This window comes from Enterobacter sp. HK169, from assembly GCF_001719105.1.
GTDB classification, from domain to species: domain Bacteria; phylum Pseudomonadota; class Gammaproteobacteria; order Enterobacterales; family Enterobacteriaceae; genus Enterobacter; species Enterobacter asburiae_B.
The window spans coordinates 1,183,824-1,199,844 of the sequence record NZ_CP017087.1; the positions used below are offsets into that span (position 1 = coordinate 1,183,824).

The window sequence follows — 16,021 nt, forward strand, 5'->3', positions numbered from 1 at the left end:
CACCTTCTCATAGATTTATTAACGGTGTTATCGGCACAGCCCACAGGAACTTTACATTTGCGAAAGGGAAAAGCGCGGGGTTAAAACGCCACGTCGACAATCAGCGTGTCGGTGTAGGTTCCAGCGGGCGGCGTGGCCTGATTGGTCAGGACTTTCGCGGTGTAGTTGTAGGTGCGCAGTAAACCGTCGGTACTGACCTGGGACGATACCGCGCTGGACCAGCGCTCGCTACCGCTGCCGCCCCAGCGGTTACCGGTGGCTTCCTTATAGATGTCGTAGCTCATGGCGTTGCTGCCGCTCACCATCCGCCGCACGTTGTTCAGCGCGTTGGCACCGTTATTAATGCCGATGGTATACGAACTTCCTTTGGTACAGGTGACGGCAATCGCCTGCGAGACGGTGGGGAAACTTTGCACCAGCGGCGCGCTGTTGAAGTTCACATCTGGCGTGGTCATGGCGCTGCAGTCGTTGGTGACGGTCATATCCAGCAGGATGGTGGTTGTCGCGGTTCCCGTCTGATTGATTGTGCAAATGCCGAGCGCGCCGACGGAGCAGACGCTGTAGTTAATGCTGAAGGTTAACTGCACCTGATATGGCCCGGCAGTGACATTTTGCCCGGCGACGGTGCGGAAATAGAGCGGAATGTTGTACTGCTTTGACCCCAGCAACCCCAGCAGGGTACTCCCGCTCCAGGTATACGATTTACTTATCTGTACCTCGCTGCTGCTCGCGCATCCCGATAACCCGCACAGCCGGGTGGGGATCGCGTCGGTGATGGCCGCATTATCCGTGCGTTTCATCGTGGCCCGGCTGCTGCCCGAAACCGATGCCGCGGTGTAGGTCAGCGTTACCGAGTCGCTGGTCAGCAGATTCAGTACGGCATCGCAGGCCACCACCAGCGTGCCGGTGGTTTGAACTTCTCCGGTTCCGCTAAGCGCGAACGAGGTGACGCTGCCAAACGACGCATTAACCGTACTGACGGTACACGCCGCCCAGCCGCCGCCGGAGAACAGCAGCAGGATGAATAGCAGCAGGCGCGTCATGGCGCCTCCCGGCAAACCAGCGGCCCGTAGGTTTTCAGCTTGTGCTCCGGATTGGCCCCCACGGTCAGGGTAGTCTTACAGCGCCTCCCGTCAGGTGCGATCACCTCCAGCGGGTTCACATCGCTGAGATTTTCCAGCCAGGCGATGCCGTCATACCCCACCACCGCATTGCTGCGCGAGGCGCGTCGAACCTGGCTTCCCACCGGCAACGCCTTCCCGCGCGCGTCATGCAGAATAACGCTGGCCACCCTCTCCTGCTCCATCGGGAAATCGACCAGATAGCCGCTGTGGCGCCGAATCGCGATCCGCCGCTCGGTCTCTTTCAGACGGGTATCCGCCGGCAGATTCAAAGTATCAATCCGGTAGCTTGCCGGGTAATACGCCGACACCCCGCTGACCAGCAGGTAGCCGTTGTTATTGGTTTTACCGACGGGCTGGTTCTCATAGCTGACGGGCACGTCCGGGTGGCCGTCGGTACTGATGACCACAAACGCATCGTTGATCTTATTCGCCGCGAACAGCTCGCCGTCCATCAGCACAACGGCGCCCATCGCCTCGCCCCACCAGGTCATGGTATCCCTTTCGCCATAGCCGCCGCCCTGCAGCTCGATGTTGATATTGCGCCAGCCCAGCGTACCCTGTTGATAATCACTGGATCTTGACTGGTTGGCCCAGGCCATGTTCCAGCTGAACCCACCGTCAGAAGGCATGGAGTGGTTGTAGTTAATGCGCTGGGTACTGCCTGCATCCGGGGTGTTTTCAACGGTGACGGCAGCGCTGTCGCGCGCCCCCAGCGGCACCTGCAGCGACAGCGCGACCGTCCAGTCTCCCCGCTGCCGATCCCGGCTGCCGGCCAGGTAAATACTGCTCGCTCCCCACAGGTTTCGGCTCCAGGAGAGATTGAGCAGCTCGGTTTTTTGGCTGTCAAAACTCTCCACGCCGATCCAGGCCGCACCGATATTGCCGTACCGTCCCAGATTGAAGGTCAGCGAATACTGGTCCGTATTACGGCTAAAGCTGGCGATGGGCTTATCGTTTTCGTCATATACCGTCGGCTGATCGTAAAGGGCCAGATTGCCAAAGCCGCGGTCGCGACGCGTGTGCTGGGTGGCGACGCTAAACTCGCTGGTACTGTACTGGTAACCCCAGTTGATTTGCCCGCCCGCATCACCGCGCATGCGGCTTTGCGAGTAAGAGGTATTCACCACGCCAAACTGGCCGAGTTTTATCACCGTCCCCGCGCCGCCCAGCGCCAGCTCCTGCGCCCCTTCCGCGTGGCCCTCGAGGGTTAGCCAGTCCGTCATCCCATAGCGATACGAGCCGCTGCCGGCTGCCGGACCGTAGTCAAAATTCTTGATGCCGTAATTACGCCGCAGGCTGCCGAGCGTCACGGCGCCGTCGCTCAGCCCTTGTTTGAGCAGGTCGCTGGTGACGTAAAACGGTAGCGTGGTGCTTACCTGGCGCCCCAGCGCATCCGTTGTGACCAGCACCGCATCCCCGGCGCCGTTGATGTAGGGCAGATTAGTCAGGGTGAAGGGGCCCGGCTGAAGCTGGGTTGAGCCGGAGCGATAGCCGTTGATAAAAAGATCGACCGAAGTGGGTACCGCGGCTTCCCCCGCGAACTCGGGCAGCGGCCATGTCACCAGGTCAGGACGCAGGGAAAAATCCCGCCCGACGCTTATTCCCCCCATCCGCACGCTGGAACTCCAGCTCAGGGCATCGCTGATCACGTCCCCGGCGCTCCAGCTCATCGCGTCATCTTCGTTGGTGAACAGCAGGGTCGTGTCATAGCGGACATAACCTTCCTGCTGGCCGTCGTTACCGGTGAAATTTTCCCGCGCGTAACCGGTCGAGGAAAACGAGCCGTTCTCGTTGAAGTAGCGGAACTCATGCCAGATCGACGCCTGACCGCCGATATGTTCCGTGTGGTTGGTGTAGAGATCGTAATTCAGCAGCGCCCCGCGCCCGTAGTGCGGTTTGGCCTGCGCCGCTTGCGCGCTGAAAGGCGTCACGCGGGCCGTCACCCAGTCGCGGGGAACGTTAAGCAGCAGGCGCTGCGCGGCGCTGTCGTATTCCACCCGAACCTGAGCAAGCGAGGAGAGATTTACCTCGCCGGTGGGAACATGCGCCGGGGGCAGCCCCGCGCGCAGCAAATCGGCGCTGGAGATAAAGAAAGCGCCTTTACGCTGCGTCACGGGCACGACCAGGCCGGTATCGTAATGATTGACCACGATGGCCAGCTGGAAAACCGCTTCATCATTTATCGCCTGTGCCTGGGGAGGTGGCGGTAAACTGTCGTCGCCGGGCCCGGCCAGGGTCGCGGAACTGACGCATAGCAGTATCATCATCGCCGGCTTCAGTTGACGGGCGTCGACTGCCATTGTTCGTCCCTGGCATTAATCTGCGCGCTCATCCGCTCTGGCTGACGAACGCCAGCGGGTATAGGCCAGCTGCGGGTGCTGCCCGGCAGGACGTAACCCAGCAATCCCTCCGCCACCGTGCGTTTCTGACCGCCCTGCTCCAGCGCCACCTGGCTCAGCCTGACGTGAACATCACCCCGATTTTTGACCTCCAGCGCAGGCTTCCCCTCCGCCTGCGTCACCCGCCAGCTCAGGTTTTGGGTCTCCGCCAGCGCGTGATGCGCGCCCTCTTTGATGGTCGGGATCCCCTGTCCATATACGAACAGAGGGATGGAGTAACGCATCTGCAATTTCAGGCCGATGGCGGGTTCGGCTTTGGCATCTGGCTGGGGAATTTCATCGACGATAATGCGATAGGCCTGTTCGACCCCAGCGGGAACCGAAGCCTGTTTGATAAGGCGAATAAGCTGCTTGCTGCCTGTGCCAATCGTGACGATGGGCGGGCTGGCGACCACGTCCTGCTGCGCGGTATAGCGCTCGTGTCCGTCCTCCTGCTTCCAGCGCACGATGCGAACCTGCATCGTCGTGGCGCTGTTTCCCTGATTCTGGATCCACAGTTCCGTGGCGTTGGCGTCTGCAGCAAGCCAGGGATCGATGGGCCAGAGCAGGATGGTGGCCGCCGCCTGCGCCTGGCCAGCAACCGCCATTCCCAACGCGCCCGCCAGACAAACCGGTCTGAAAAATGGCTTCATCAACACTCTCCCTTTATTACCATGACAAGGTCACGGTGAGCTGATCGGAATAGGTTCCCGCCGGGCTAAACCCGGTCAATAGCGCCACGCCAAAAAGCGGCAGCGCGATGTTATTGCTGTTGGTATAGGTCACCGCTATCGCCTGGTTGACGCCAATTTCGCTGTTTGCGGCCAGCGAGCTGCTGCTGTAGAGCCGGTATGGCACCACGTCGGCGCCGTTCGCGCGCTTCATGCGGCGAACGGATGAATAATTTTGACCGCCATTAATGCTCATGCTCAGCGCCACGCCTGGCGTACAGGCAATAGACAACGCCCCGTTTGGCACAAAGCTGGTGCTGACCGGCGCGCTCTCGACGCCGTTATGGCTGCCAAAATCCAGCGTACCGAGAAGCCCTCCGCTACCGGTAGCCACCGCGCATCCCGGGACAATCGTCGCGCTGACCTTAAACGACTGGGATGTCACCGCATCCGCCGTGGGCATCGTGAGCAATCCGACGATCAGCGCGAAAAAAGGCTGCACGCGTCCCTCTGCGCGTTTGCGCAGACCTGTGAGAGATGCCTTCATGGCGGTTCGGGACTAGTAGGTGACGCTGACGTTAATCGTGTCGGTGTAGGTTCCCGGAACGACCGTCACGCTGTTACCGCCGCCGGTAATCCGTCCGTAGAGGGTGTAACTGTCCACCCCTCCGGCCGTAGACGCGATCGGCAGCGCGGCGTTATTGGCAATCACGGTGTTAAACCCGCTGTCGCTGTACAGGCTGTAAGCCACGCCCTGTGCCGCGTTGGCCGTATTCACCAGATAGCGTTCAGGCGTGCCCGGCGAACCGACAACCGAGCCGGGCGCGGTGGAGTGGGTATTACCGGTGATCGCGACCGTATAGCTGGCGGTCGTACATTGAATGGTGAAGGTGTTTCCGCCGCTGGCGCCGCTCAGCTGCGTCGTAAGCGTGGAAAAGGTTGCCGGATGGGTACCGAAATCGAGCGTACCGAAGTTAATGCCACTTTGTGCGGGCGAGCCGTTTATCAGACACCCGTTTGTCAGCGTCAGCGTTGCACCGATGGTGCCGCTGCTGGTGACGGCCAGCGCCTGATGGGCCGTTGTCGCAGCCAGTAAGGTGCCTGCGCAGATCAAAAGAAGTTTTCTTTTCATTTACCACCCTCCAGAAGACGTCTCCGTTCCCTTGCCACATTTTATTTTTGTCGTTCAAGATGTTAGCCCCGCTTAACGTTCCTCTGAGGGGGTTATTGAGAATTTAGTTTACGGATATCGCTTCGACCACCTGACCGTTAACGCATAAGGCATATGTCTTATTGACTCAATTTTCCTTTAAATAACAGAAAGTTAAATTAATTTAGGCAGCAATTTCACTCTATCCGGGGAGAATATATCCATTAAAGTGTGATAGCGATCACAATATATCGTCGACGCATTAACAACAAAATTAATAAAACTTAAAAAGGAGTTGTATCCCCCTACACTTTGCGTCAATTTATGTGCCGAATAATTTCCCGCATCGTAATAAAAAATTTATATGTATCGACGCGGGCTACATCTGAAGCGCATAGAGGGTCTTTTTTCGTGGCAAGTGCAAACAAACTCACACTCTTCATCGTGATATTCATGCTGGCGGGTATTCTTTCAGGGGCAGCAATTCATGAGTATGCATCTGCGGATGCCATCACAGCCTGGTCGGATAATATTACCCTTCTGACCGATATTTTCCTCCGTCTGATCAAAATGGTCATTGCACCGTTGGTCTTCAGCACGCTTACCGTCGGCATTATGAAGCTGGGCGAAACCTCCACCATTGGCCGCGTTGGCGGCAAAGCGATGGTGTGGTTTATCAGCTCATCCGTGCTCTCTATTCTGGTTGGCCTGTTCATCGTCACGCTGGAGCATCCGGGAAGCGGTCTGAACCTGACGGTCCCGACAGAAGCGGTGGATACCGGCCTGGCCGTGGGCGGCATGACGCTGAAAGCGTTCCTGTCGCACACCATTCCGACCAGTATCGCGGGGGCGATGTCGAACAATGAGATCCTGCAGATTGTGGTGTTCTCGATGTTCTTCGGCATCGGCGGCGCGTCGCTGGGGCAGAAATTCAACGCGCCGCTGGTGGCCGCGCTGGATGTAGTTTCTCACATCATGCTGAAGGTAACGGGTTACGTGATGTACGTTGCTCCGCTGGCGATTTTCGCGGCGATTTCATCCGTCATTGCCACGCAGGGTCTGGGCATTCTGCTGAACTACGCCTCCTTTATTGGCGGCTACTATGTTGCCATTCTTCTCACCTGCATGGTGCTGCTGGCCGTGGGCTACATGGTGCTGAAAAAAGAGGTGTTTCGCCTGGTCAGCATGCTGAAAGATCCGGTGCTGGTGGCGTTTACCACCAGCAGCTCTGAAGCCGCCTACCCGAAAACGCTGGAGCAGCTGGAGCGCTTTGGCTGCTCGCGCAACATCGCCTCTTTCGTTCTGCCGATTGGCTACTCCTTCAACCTGGTGGGTTCGATGGTGTACTGCTCTTTCGCCTCGATGTTTATCGCTCAGGCGTACAACATTCACCTGAGCTTCTCTGAAGTGACGGTGCTGATGCTGACTCTGATGCTGGCGTCGAAAGGGATTGCGGGCGTACCGCGTTCATCCCTGGTGGTGCTGGCAGCAACCATTCCGAGCTTTAATATTCCGGTGGCGGGTATTCTGCTGCTGATGGGGATCGACCACTTCCTGGATATGGGCCGTTCCGCAATTAACGTGCTGGGGAATGGGATCGCGACCGCGATGCTGTCGCAAAATGAAGGCGCGCGGGAAGCGGAAGCTGAGCTGGTAAAGCAGGAAGCGTAAGGTGAAAAAAAGGGTGAGGCCTGATGCCCTCACCCCTGCCCTCTCTCACAGGGATAGGGAGCAAACACAAAAAACGGCAACCTGGGTTGCCGTTTTGCATTTACCTACGCTACGTGACTCGCGGCGATATCCAGCAGCGCCATCTCATCGCTGTTCAGCAGCTTCTCAATGTTCACCAGAATCAGCATACGCTCGCCGAGCGCGCCCAGGCCGGTCAGGTATTCGGTCGACAGCGTGACCGCAAACTCCGGCGCAGGACGAATTTGGTCAGAGGTCAGGGAAAGCACATCAGATACGCCGTCCACCACGATACCTACCACGCGCTGCCCCAGATTCAGAACGATCACCACGGTGTTGTCGTCGTAGTCAACGTCGCCCTGGCTGAACTTCACGCGCAGGTCCACGATTGGCACAATGACGCCACGCAGGTTGGTGACACCTTTAATAAAAGCAGGCGTGTTAGCGATGCGGGTAACCTGGTCGTAACCACGGATTTCCTGCACTTTCAGGATATCGATGCCGTACTCCTCATCGCCTAAAGTGAATACCAGGAATTCCTGCCCTGATGGCTCGCCCGCCAGTTTCGTTACATTACTCATACCGGTCATGTTATTACCTTCTACTTAATCAGGCGGCTGTGTACGCCACACGTTGTTCACGATTTAATCCCTGAAGCGCCGACACATCGACGATCAGCGCCACGCTACCATCACCCAGAATGGTGGCGGCAGAAATACCCGGCACTTTGCGGTAGTTGCTTTCGAGGTTCTTCACTACCACCTGGTGCTGACCAATCAGCTGATCGACCAGAAGCGCGTAGCGACGGCCCGCGCTTTGCAGGATCACAACGATGCCCTGCGTGGCCTCTGTCTTCGCCCCGTCCACTTCGAACACTTTCCACAGCTCAACCAGCGGCAGGTACTCACCGCGCACTTCGAGGACGCGCTCGCCGCCCGCCAGCGGATGCAGATCTTCTTCACGCGGCTGCAGGGATTCCATTACGGCGTTTAGCGGCAGGATAAAGACTTCGTCCGCCACTTTGACTGACATGCCGTCGAGGATCGCCAGCGTCAGCGGCAGCAGGATGCGAATGGTGGTGCCGGAACCCTGTTTAGACTGGATCTCAACGTGGCCGCCCATCTCCTGGATGTTACGTTTCACCACGTCCATGCCCACACCGCGTCCGGACACGTCGGTCACCTGCTCCGCGGTAGAGAAGCCCGGCGCGAAGATGAGCATGCCCACCTCTTCGTCGGTCATGTTTTCATTGACCGCCATCCCCTGCGAAATCGCTTTTGCCAGGATGCGCTCGCGGTTAAGACCCGCGCCGTCGTCGGTCACTTCGATGCAGATGTTCCCGCCCTGGTGTTCCGCAGAGAGGATCAGGTTGCCGACCGGGGATTTTCCGGCGGCAATGCGGTTTTCCGGCAGTTCGATACCGTGGTCGAGGCTGTTACGCACCAGGTGCGTTAACGGGTCGATAATGCGCTCGATCAGGCTCTTATCCAGTTCGGTTGAGCTGCCCATCAGGGTTAGTTCAATCTGTTTATTCAGCTTGCTGGCAAGGTCGCGAACCAGACGCGGGAAGCGGCTGAAGACATATTCCATCGGCATCATACGGATGGACATGACCGATTCCTGCAGGTCGCGGGCGTTACGCTGCAGCTGGCCCATGCTGGTGATCAGATCGCCGTGCGTGACCGGGTCCAGTTCGTTAGAACGCTGGGCCAGCATCGACTGGGTGATCACCAGTTCGCCAACCAGGTTAATCAGCTGGTCGACCTTCTCAACGGCAACGCGGATGCTGGTTGACTCGCTGGAGCGCGCGGCAGGCTTTTCACCACGGCCAGGTGCCGCGGCCTCTTTTGGCACGGCCTTCAGCGCCGGAGCCGCAGGAGCCACAGCCGGTGCGGCGGCCTGAGCGACAGCGGCCACCTCTTCCGCAGCGGCGGGGACGTCAACCGCGGCCGTTTCGGTTTCGAAGGCGATCTGGTCAGCTTCAATCACAAAGCACAGTACCGCCACGATATCGTCCTGGCCAATACCGTCATCAAGCGTCGCGGCAAGGCTGTCTTTGCCTTTTACCACGTTGCTTAATTTCGCCAGGTTACCCAGCTCTTCTTCCAGCAGGTTAACTTCACTCTCTTTAAGGCGTGACAGCACAACGCGCAGTTTGCCCGCTTGTGCAGCGGCCGGCGCGGACTCGTCGGCAGCAACCGCATCGACAACGCTCAGTTTCGCCGCAGGGACAACGGCTGCAGCGACCTCACCTTTTGCTTCCAGGGCGAGCTGGCGCAGCGCATTGCAGATGTATTCAAAGCTGGCGGCATCAGGCTCTGCCGAACTTTTATAGGCGTCGAGCTGTTCCTGCATAATATCTTTGGTTTCCAAAAACAGGTTGATAATGTCGGTATTGAGCTGCATCTCACCGCGTCGCGCTTCATCAAGCAGGTTTTCCATTAAATGGGTCGTTTCCTGCAGGATGGTAAATCCAAACGTTCCGGCTCCGCCTTTAATAGAGTGCGCCGCACGGAAGATGGCATTGAGCTGCTCGGAGTCCGGTGCTTCGGGCACCAAATCGAGCAAGTGTTGCTCCATATCGGCCAACAATTCGTCGGCTTCATCAAAGAATGTCTGGTAAAAATCGCTAATATCCATGCTCACGCTATCACCTCGGATTGGCTGGTGGCGATGTTGGAACGGCAGCCGAAGGAACGGCCCCAGGCTGTTTTAAATCGTCCAGTGACTCATTCTGACTTTCGGCGTTTTCATGCAGGATGGCCTGCTCCGCCTGCTGGTTCAGCACTAAAAGACTGATACGACGGTTGATGGCATCATCCGGCCCGCGGTCGGAAACGCGCATGGTTGCGGCCATGCCGACTACGCGCAGTACCTTGCCATCATCAAGCCCACCTACCACCAGCTCGCGACGCGAGGCGTTGGCACGATCGGCAGAAAGCTCCCAGTTGCTGTATCCCTTCTCCCCACTGGCGTACGGGAAATCATCCGTGTGTCCTGACAGGCTGATTCGGTTAGGAATGCCGTTCAGCACCGGTGCAATGGCACGCAGAATATCGCGCATGTACGGTTCGACTTCCGCACTCCCGGTTTTAAACATTGGGCGGTTCTGGCTGTCGATAATCTGAATACGCAGCCCTTCCTGCACCAGGTCGATCTTCAGATGCGGGCGCAGCGCGCGCAGCTTCGGATCCGCTTCAATAAGCTGATCGAGATCGCCCCGCAGTTTCTTCAGACGCGCCTGCTCCATCTTTCTTTTCAGCTCGTCGATGTTAGGCTCTTTTTTCACCTCACCCTTCTGCTGGGTGTAATCATCGCCGCCGCCCGGGATCGGGCTTTCGCTGTTAGAGATACGCGGCCCACCGGCCACCGCCGTTGCCAGCGGCGTACGGAAATATTCGGCAATCTGGATCAGTTCTTTTGGGCTGGAGATGGAGATCAGCCACATCACCAGAAAGAACGCCATCATTGCGGTCATAAAGTCGGCGTACGCAATTTTCCACGAGCCGTGTGCGCCATGCCCGCCACCCTTGTGCTTGCGTTTTTTTACGATGACGATCGGATGGGACTGGTTTTTCATGCGTCCTCAGTTGTCGTCTGTTGGTTTGGGTTTTTCACCGCACGCACGTGTTCTTCAAGCTCGATAAACGACGGACGCTCGCTGGAGTAAAGCGTTTTACGGCCAAACTCAACCGCGATCGGTGGCGCGTAACCGTTGAGGTTAGAGAGCAGCGTGATCTTCACGCACTGCATCATTTTGGTGGTTTCCGCGCTCTTCTGGCGCAGAACGCTCGCCAGCGGAGAGATGAAGCCGTACGCCAGCAAAATACCGAGGAAAGTTCCCACCATCGCATGGGCAATCAGCGCGCCCAGCTCGGCTGCCGGACGGTCTGCCGAGGCCAGGGCGTGAACCACGCCCATTACCGCGGCAACGATACCGAATGCCGGAAGCGAGTCGCCGACCAGCGCCAGGCTGTTGGCCGGCACTTCAGATTCGCTTTCGTGGGTTTCGATCTCTTCGTCCATCAGCGCTTCGATTTCGAAGGTGTTCATGTTGCCGCTGATGATGAGTCGCAGATAGTCGACGATGAAATCCAGCATCATGGCATCAGCAAGAATTCGCGGATAGCTGGCAAAAATTTCGCTCTCTTTCGGGTTTTCAATATCCCGTTCAAGCGAGAACATGCCCTGCTGACGCGACTTCGCCATCAGGCGATAGAGCAGTGCCAACAGATCCATATACATGCTTTTGGTGTATTTCGAGCGACGGAACAGCAACGGAATCGCTTTCAGCGTGCCCTTGATCGATTTACCGTTGTTACCAACGATAAAAGCCCCTACCCCTGCACCGCCGATGATAATAAGTTCAGCCGGTTGATAGAGTGCTCCAAGGTGCCCGCCGGTCATCATGTAACCGCCGAAAACTGTACCGAGAACTACCAGGTAACCTAATAAGATAAGCACGACATCATCCTTCCGCTAGTGACTATGGCAAGGACGTCCAGCTCGCAGCGTTTACCGTTTGCGGGGTAAAAAAAAGCAGCGGTAATTGCTTACCGCTGCTGGAATCTTTCCCACACGTTCGGGTTAAACAGCTTGTTCGATCTGTTCATCCAGCAGTTGTGGAATAATATCGGCAGCATCCCGGGAAAGTTTACGTCTTTTTACTGCGCGGGATGGAGGCTGACATAAACTACAGGCGAAGCTGCCTGCAGGTTGATGAGCATGGGTAATAAAATTGCCGTCGCAGCAGTTGCAGCGCGACAGTTCAAGCATTCCGCTCTCAACAAAACGCACCAGCGTCCATGCGCGGGTCAGCGCCAGCAGAGGGCCTTCTTCCTGCTGTGGGCATTGTTCAAGGTAAAGTTTGTACGCTTTGATCACGGCGTCAACGCCGCTACACAAACCGGTTTTGAGAAGATACTGCCAGGCATTACAGAACATGGAAGCATGAATATTCTGCTCCCACGTCATAAACCAGTCGGTAGAAAACGGCAGCATGCCTTTCGGCGGGGGACTACCACGTAACTCTTTGTACAGTTTGATGAGACGACCACGGCTCAGCTGAGTCTCGCTTTCCAGCATTTGTAAACGAGCACCCAGTGTAATCAGCTCCATGGCCAACTGTATGTCACGCGCTTCCTGAACAATGCTTTTCTCGCTCATTGCTAGGCCCTTTTCTTACGGGCTACGTCATCAGGCTGGCTGATTTCGTTAAGCAAGCGAGTGGAAAGAAGAATACCGGTATGGATCTGTTGAAGATCGTCCACACGGGATTCCTGCGTCAGACGCGTTATTGTCTGTGAATCATCGAAACGGAACTGGCAAACCAGTTGATTCGTTTCAGCCAGTTTAACCATCTGCGGGAGGGTTAAGCCGCCCAGCATGGTTGCCATTTCTTCGTTAATACCCAGACGAAACATCGCGGACGCCTTGTCCTGACTAATCAAACGCTGCGCGAGCAGTAAATACGACAAATTGATGTCATAGATATGTTTTAGCAACTCGGATGTATGCATTGTTCCCATCCCGAATAACCAACTATTATTTTTATGCGGAAAGACCGCACCCCGTGATGTCGCCGGGAAATCACCCGGTATAAAAAAGAAAAGGCTAAATGCATAGTTGAATTTAGGTTTGTATTCACTGAAACCGTAAGAGAGAAACCGCGAATGCGTCTCTTACATGATTTATCATTTCTTACAAATAACTAAGATTTTTCCTAATTCGACGCAAACTCTACTCGTCAGTTTTGACACATACAATCCAGCCACCCTCAAATTTAAAAAAAATGTGATCCACGTCACACAATTTAAGTGAATATGACCCATAAATCCATCAGTATGACTTGTAATTTGTTCAAAATTTAGCCAATCGGTACTGTTTTGTATTCTTAATTGACGAATACTCATGCAGAAGGGTGATCCAAACTGGCATGCAACGTGCTTTTCATACCGTAAGCGCCGCGCGGAAACATTTACATCAGGCCCCTCTCCTGGAAACATTTTTCTTACCGTGAAAAAACATATAGTTATGCAGGTAGCACAAAAAAGATGTTTCAGGACGTGATCATTCGAAATGAGTTTGTAACGGGTCAAAACGATTTAACAGTCAAGGCGTGAATTTGTGTGATTTACGTTAAGTTGTTAATTTTTTTCATTTAGGCGCGTTTTTCAGTTATTCTTCTTATAAGAATAATTAATGAATAATTATGATAAGCTTCACACTAATGTCGTAATCTGCTCTTGCGGAACCGGAGATTTCGCGGTAAAGGTGGTTAAACGCTGTCTTTCAGACATCTAAGGAGTGCGCCATGAGTTACTCCCATCTTCTTGTTTCCGTAGCAGTTTCCCCCGAAAGCCATCAGCTCGTCGCCCGGGCAGTTTCCATTGCCAGACCCCACAATGCCCGCATCAGCCTCATCACCCTCGCCGCAGAGCCGGAGATGTATAATCAGCTGGCAGCCCCCATGCTGGAGGATATTCGCGAGGTTCTGCAGGAAGAAACTCAGCAATTTCTGCGCGAATTAGTGGAAAAGGCACAATATCCTGTTTATGAAACTGTTATTGCGACCGGGGAACTTAACGCCCATATTCTCGATATGTGTCGCAGACAAAATATAGATTTAGTGATTTGCGGAAACCATAACCACAGCTTTTTATCGCGGGCAGCCTGCGCGGCGAAATCTATTGTCGCGTCGAGCCAGGTCGATGTGCTGTTAGTGCCGCTTGGGGGGCATTAACCCCCCAGCAGTAAATCAGGCGAGTTTAGGGAAGGTCGCGATCTTTTTTTGCAGATCGCCTTCATGGCTTTGCGGAGCGATATTCCGGAGATCCTGAATAAAACGCGCCTGCCAGTGGTTAATATCGTTCTTCCGGATCGTCTCCATCATGTCAGCATGGCGGGAAATACGTTCCGTGAGCGGCATTGTCAGGGCGCGATTCAGCGCGTTCGCCACGTCATCCCTGTCATAAGGGTTAACGATGAGCGCCGACGTGAGCTCATTTGCGGCTCCGGCAAACTGGGAAAGCACCAGAACACCCGGGTCGGCAGGATCCTGGGCCGCCACATACTCTTTCGCCACCAGATTCATCCCGTCGCGCAGCGGCGTGACCAGCCCAACGTCCGCATAGCGGAAGACCTTCATCAGGATCTTACGGTCAAAGTGTTGATTCAGGTAAAACAGCGGCGTCCAGCCCAGCTGCCCGTAGCGGCCATTAATGCGCCCTGCTTCTGTCTCCAGCTGGTGGCGAATATCCTGATAGGCCTGAACCTCACCGCGCGACGTCGGCGCAATCTGGGTATAGCGAATTTTCCCGTGATGCTGCGGGTATTTATCCAGCAGCGTTTCATACGCCAGGAAGCGTTCCGGCAGCCCTTTGGAATAATCAAGACGCTCAACCGAGAAGATATTTTTCACGTGCTTGAGTTCATTCTTAAGCTGCGCCAGCTTCGGCGGCAGCGGGCCAGAAGCCTGCTCCGCGATTTCGTCAGGTTCAATCCCTATTGGATAGACCTCGGTGTGGAAGGTTTTTCCCCAAGCCGTATGGGTTTTCCCGCCTTTGGTCACCAGACGCGCTTTGCCAGACACGGAGTCAAGGAACGCGAGGCGGTCATTTTCGGTCTGGAAGCCCAGCAAATCGTAATCGCACAGCGCCTCCAGCAGCTCTTCATGCGGCGGCAGCGCGGTAAAAATTTCCGGCGTCGGGAACGGGATGTGCAGGAAGAAGCCAATCCGGTTATTCACCCCCCTCTTTCGCAGCTCTCTCGCGAAGGGCAACAGGTGATAATCGTGGATCCATAAAATATCGTCTTCCTCTATTAATGGCAGCAGTTTATCCGCCAGCAGCGCATTTACGCGCGAGTAGCCTTCGAAGGATTCACGCTGGAATTTGACCAGGTCAAGACGATAGTGGAACGCAGGCCACAGGACGGCATTTGAGAACTGCGAGTAATACTCGTCATAGTCTTTCTCTTTCAATGCAAATGAAGCCCACGTAATGTTTCCGCGCGTCACCTTATCGAGCGGTTTCTCTTCTTCACTGATTTCCCCACTCCAGCCAAACCACAGCCCGCCAGCGGCTTTTAAGGCACCTAACACCCCTACCGCCAGGCCACCCGCGCTGGCTTTTTTATCATCCGGCGGTGCGATTCGGTTAGAGACGACGACTAAGCGACCCATAATGGTTTCCCCCTTTGCTTTGCGCTATTTGTTGTTGTTGCTGGTTAGCGATGTCAGATATCCACTGCCAGACGCTGGCGACATCCGCCAGTCGCCATTCGGCAACGGTGTCACCAGGCCCCACCTTGACGGCGATCCCTCCGGCCTGATTCACCACGCGAAACCCGGCCTCGTCGGTCAGGTCATCCCCAATGAAAACGGGCGTTCGCCCTTTGAAAGGCGGCGACGCCATAAACGCGGCGATGGCCGCGCCTTTATTAATCCCTTTCGGTTTTAACTCCACGACGCATTTGCCGGGCTGCAACGCCAGCTGTGGATGGGCATCCGCAACCGTTTGAGCCAGCGCCAGTACGGCCTCCTCATGCTGCGGCGCCTGACGATAATGCAGGGCAAAGGCCATGCCTTTGGCTTCCAGCTCGGTGCCAGGCAGCGCTTCCAGCGCAGCAGAAAGCTGCTTCTGGAGCGTTTGCGTGAGTGCGTCAGGGAGTGAAACGATATGCGTGTGATCATGGATGTCGCGGCGCTCCGCTCCGTGTACACCGGCCAGCGGAAAGTGGTAAGGACTGGCGAGCGTATCCAGCTCGGCCATTGAGCGCCCTGATATCAATGCCAGTGCTCCCTCGTTCATGAGCGAGAGCTGATGCAAATCCTGTAACACCGCATCCGGAATAGACACCTGGTCAGGGTGCGGTTTTATCCCGGCGAGCGTGCCGTCGAGATCGAAAAAGAAAGCATAGTGTCCGGGCAGTACAGGCGGTGCGGTTAACATGTCAGCCACCCTTTTCCTCCTTACGGTTTACGAGAGGTAAACGCCTTTACCTCTTTCA

Annotated in this window: 15 protein-coding genes; 2 read left to right on the top strand and 13 right to left on the bottom strand. The window is 55.9% G+C overall.

All coding sequences use genetic code 11. The features are described from left to right. Positions 1–80 precede the first annotated feature (80 nt). Genes EnteroDNA1_RS05710 through EnteroDNA1_RS05730 form a run of 5 tightly spaced genes read right to left on the bottom strand, consistent with a single transcriptional unit; the run spans position 81 to position 5,305 of the window. Positions 81–1,043 carry a Csu type fimbrial protein gene (locus tag EnteroDNA1_RS05710; protein WP_069303012.1) on the bottom strand — a complete coding sequence of 321 codons (963 nt, stop codon included), beginning with the start codon at positions 1,041–1,043 and terminating at the stop codon, positions 81–83. Further along, on the bottom strand, positions 1,040–3,424 hold the full coding sequence (locus EnteroDNA1_RS05715; protein ID WP_069303013.1) for a fimbria/pilus outer membrane usher protein: 2,385 nt from the start codon (positions 3,422–3,424) through the stop codon (positions 1,040–1,042). The genes EnteroDNA1_RS05710 and EnteroDNA1_RS05715 overlap by 4 nt, the downstream gene beginning before the upstream one ends. Then, on the bottom strand, positions 3,400–4,155 hold the full coding sequence (locus EnteroDNA1_RS05720) for a fimbrial biogenesis chaperone (RefSeq protein WP_047061107.1): 756 nt from the start codon (positions 4,153–4,155) through the stop codon (positions 3,400–3,402). The genes EnteroDNA1_RS05715 and EnteroDNA1_RS05720 overlap by 25 nt, the downstream gene beginning before the upstream one ends. Positions 4,156–4,171: 16 nt before the next feature. Continuing rightward, positions 4,172–4,720 carry a Csu type fimbrial protein gene (locus EnteroDNA1_RS05725; protein ID WP_047061108.1) on the bottom strand — a complete coding sequence of 183 codons (549 nt, stop codon included), beginning with the start codon at positions 4,718–4,720 and terminating at the stop codon, positions 4,172–4,174. Between the two features lie 12 nt (positions 4,721–4,732). Beyond that, on the bottom strand, positions 4,733–5,305 hold the full coding sequence (locus EnteroDNA1_RS05730) for a Csu type fimbrial protein (protein ID WP_023312260.1): 573 nt from the start codon (positions 5,303–5,305) through the stop codon (positions 4,733–4,735). A 429-nt stretch (positions 5,306–5,734) separates the two neighbouring features. Here EnteroDNA1_RS05730 and EnteroDNA1_RS05735 point away from each other — a divergent pair, with 429 nt between their 5' ends. Continuing rightward, the gene (locus tag EnteroDNA1_RS05735) at positions 5,735–6,994 is read left to right on the top strand and encodes a dicarboxylate/amino acid:cation symporter (protein ID WP_023312261.1); all 1,260 of its coding nucleotides are present in this window, start codon (positions 5,735–5,737) and stop codon (positions 6,992–6,994) included. 104 nt (positions 6,995–7,098) lie between these two features. On the opposite strand, the gene cheW is transcribed toward EnteroDNA1_RS05735, so the two are convergent. The 6 genes from cheW to flhD form a co-directional block, all read right to left on the bottom strand. Next, positions 7,099–7,602 (bottom strand): chemotaxis protein CheW, encoded by a 504-nt coding sequence (gene cheW / locus EnteroDNA1_RS05740; protein WP_023312262.1) that lies wholly within the window; start codon positions 7,600–7,602, stop codon positions 7,099–7,101. Positions 7,603–7,621: 19 nt separating this feature from the next. Continuing rightward, complete coding sequence (gene cheA, locus EnteroDNA1_RS05745; RefSeq protein WP_069303014.1) at positions 7,622–9,658, bottom strand: chemotaxis protein CheA; 2,037 nt, start codon at positions 9,656–9,658, stop codon at positions 7,622–7,624. 4 nt (positions 9,659–9,662) lie between these two features. Further along, positions 9,663–10,592 (bottom strand): flagellar motor protein MotB, encoded by a 930-nt coding sequence (gene motB / locus EnteroDNA1_RS05750; protein WP_032658606.1) that lies wholly within the window; start codon positions 10,590–10,592, stop codon positions 9,663–9,665. After that, a complete protein-coding gene (gene motA, locus EnteroDNA1_RS05755; protein ID WP_008500417.1) occupies positions 10,589–11,476 on the bottom strand; it encodes a flagellar motor stator protein MotA in 888 nt (295 codons plus the stop codon). Before motA ends, motB begins: the two co-directional genes overlap by 4 nt. Before the next feature lie 123 nt (positions 11,477–11,599). Further along, positions 11,600–12,178, bottom strand: coding sequence for a flagellar transcriptional regulator FlhC (gene flhC, locus EnteroDNA1_RS05760; protein WP_013096051.1), 579 nt, complete (start codon positions 12,176–12,178; stop codon positions 11,600–11,602). Positions 12,179–12,180: 2 nt separating this feature from the next. Next, positions 12,181–12,531, bottom strand: coding sequence for a flagellar transcriptional regulator FlhD (gene flhD, locus EnteroDNA1_RS05765; protein WP_008500415.1), 351 nt, complete (start codon positions 12,529–12,531; stop codon positions 12,181–12,183). Between the two features lie 794 nt (positions 12,532–13,325). Here flhD and uspC point away from each other — a divergent pair. Further along, positions 13,326–13,754, top strand: a complete 429-nt coding sequence (gene uspC / locus EnteroDNA1_RS05770; protein WP_033145878.1) for a universal stress protein UspC — start codon at positions 13,326–13,328, stop codon at positions 13,752–13,754. A gap of 15 nt (positions 13,755–13,769) precedes the next feature. On the opposite strand, the gene otsA is transcribed toward uspC, so the two are convergent. Beyond that, positions 13,770–15,194, bottom strand: coding sequence for an alpha,alpha-trehalose-phosphate synthase (otsA, locus tag EnteroDNA1_RS05775; protein WP_069303015.1), 1,425 nt, complete (start codon positions 15,192–15,194; stop codon positions 13,770–13,772). Next, the gene (otsB, locus tag EnteroDNA1_RS05780) at positions 15,169–15,972 is read right to left on the bottom strand and encodes a trehalose-phosphatase (protein WP_033145880.1); all 804 of its coding nucleotides are present in this window, start codon (positions 15,970–15,972) and stop codon (positions 15,169–15,171) included. Before otsB ends, otsA begins: the two co-directional genes overlap by 26 nt. Positions 15,973–16,021: the final 49 nt, after the last annotated feature.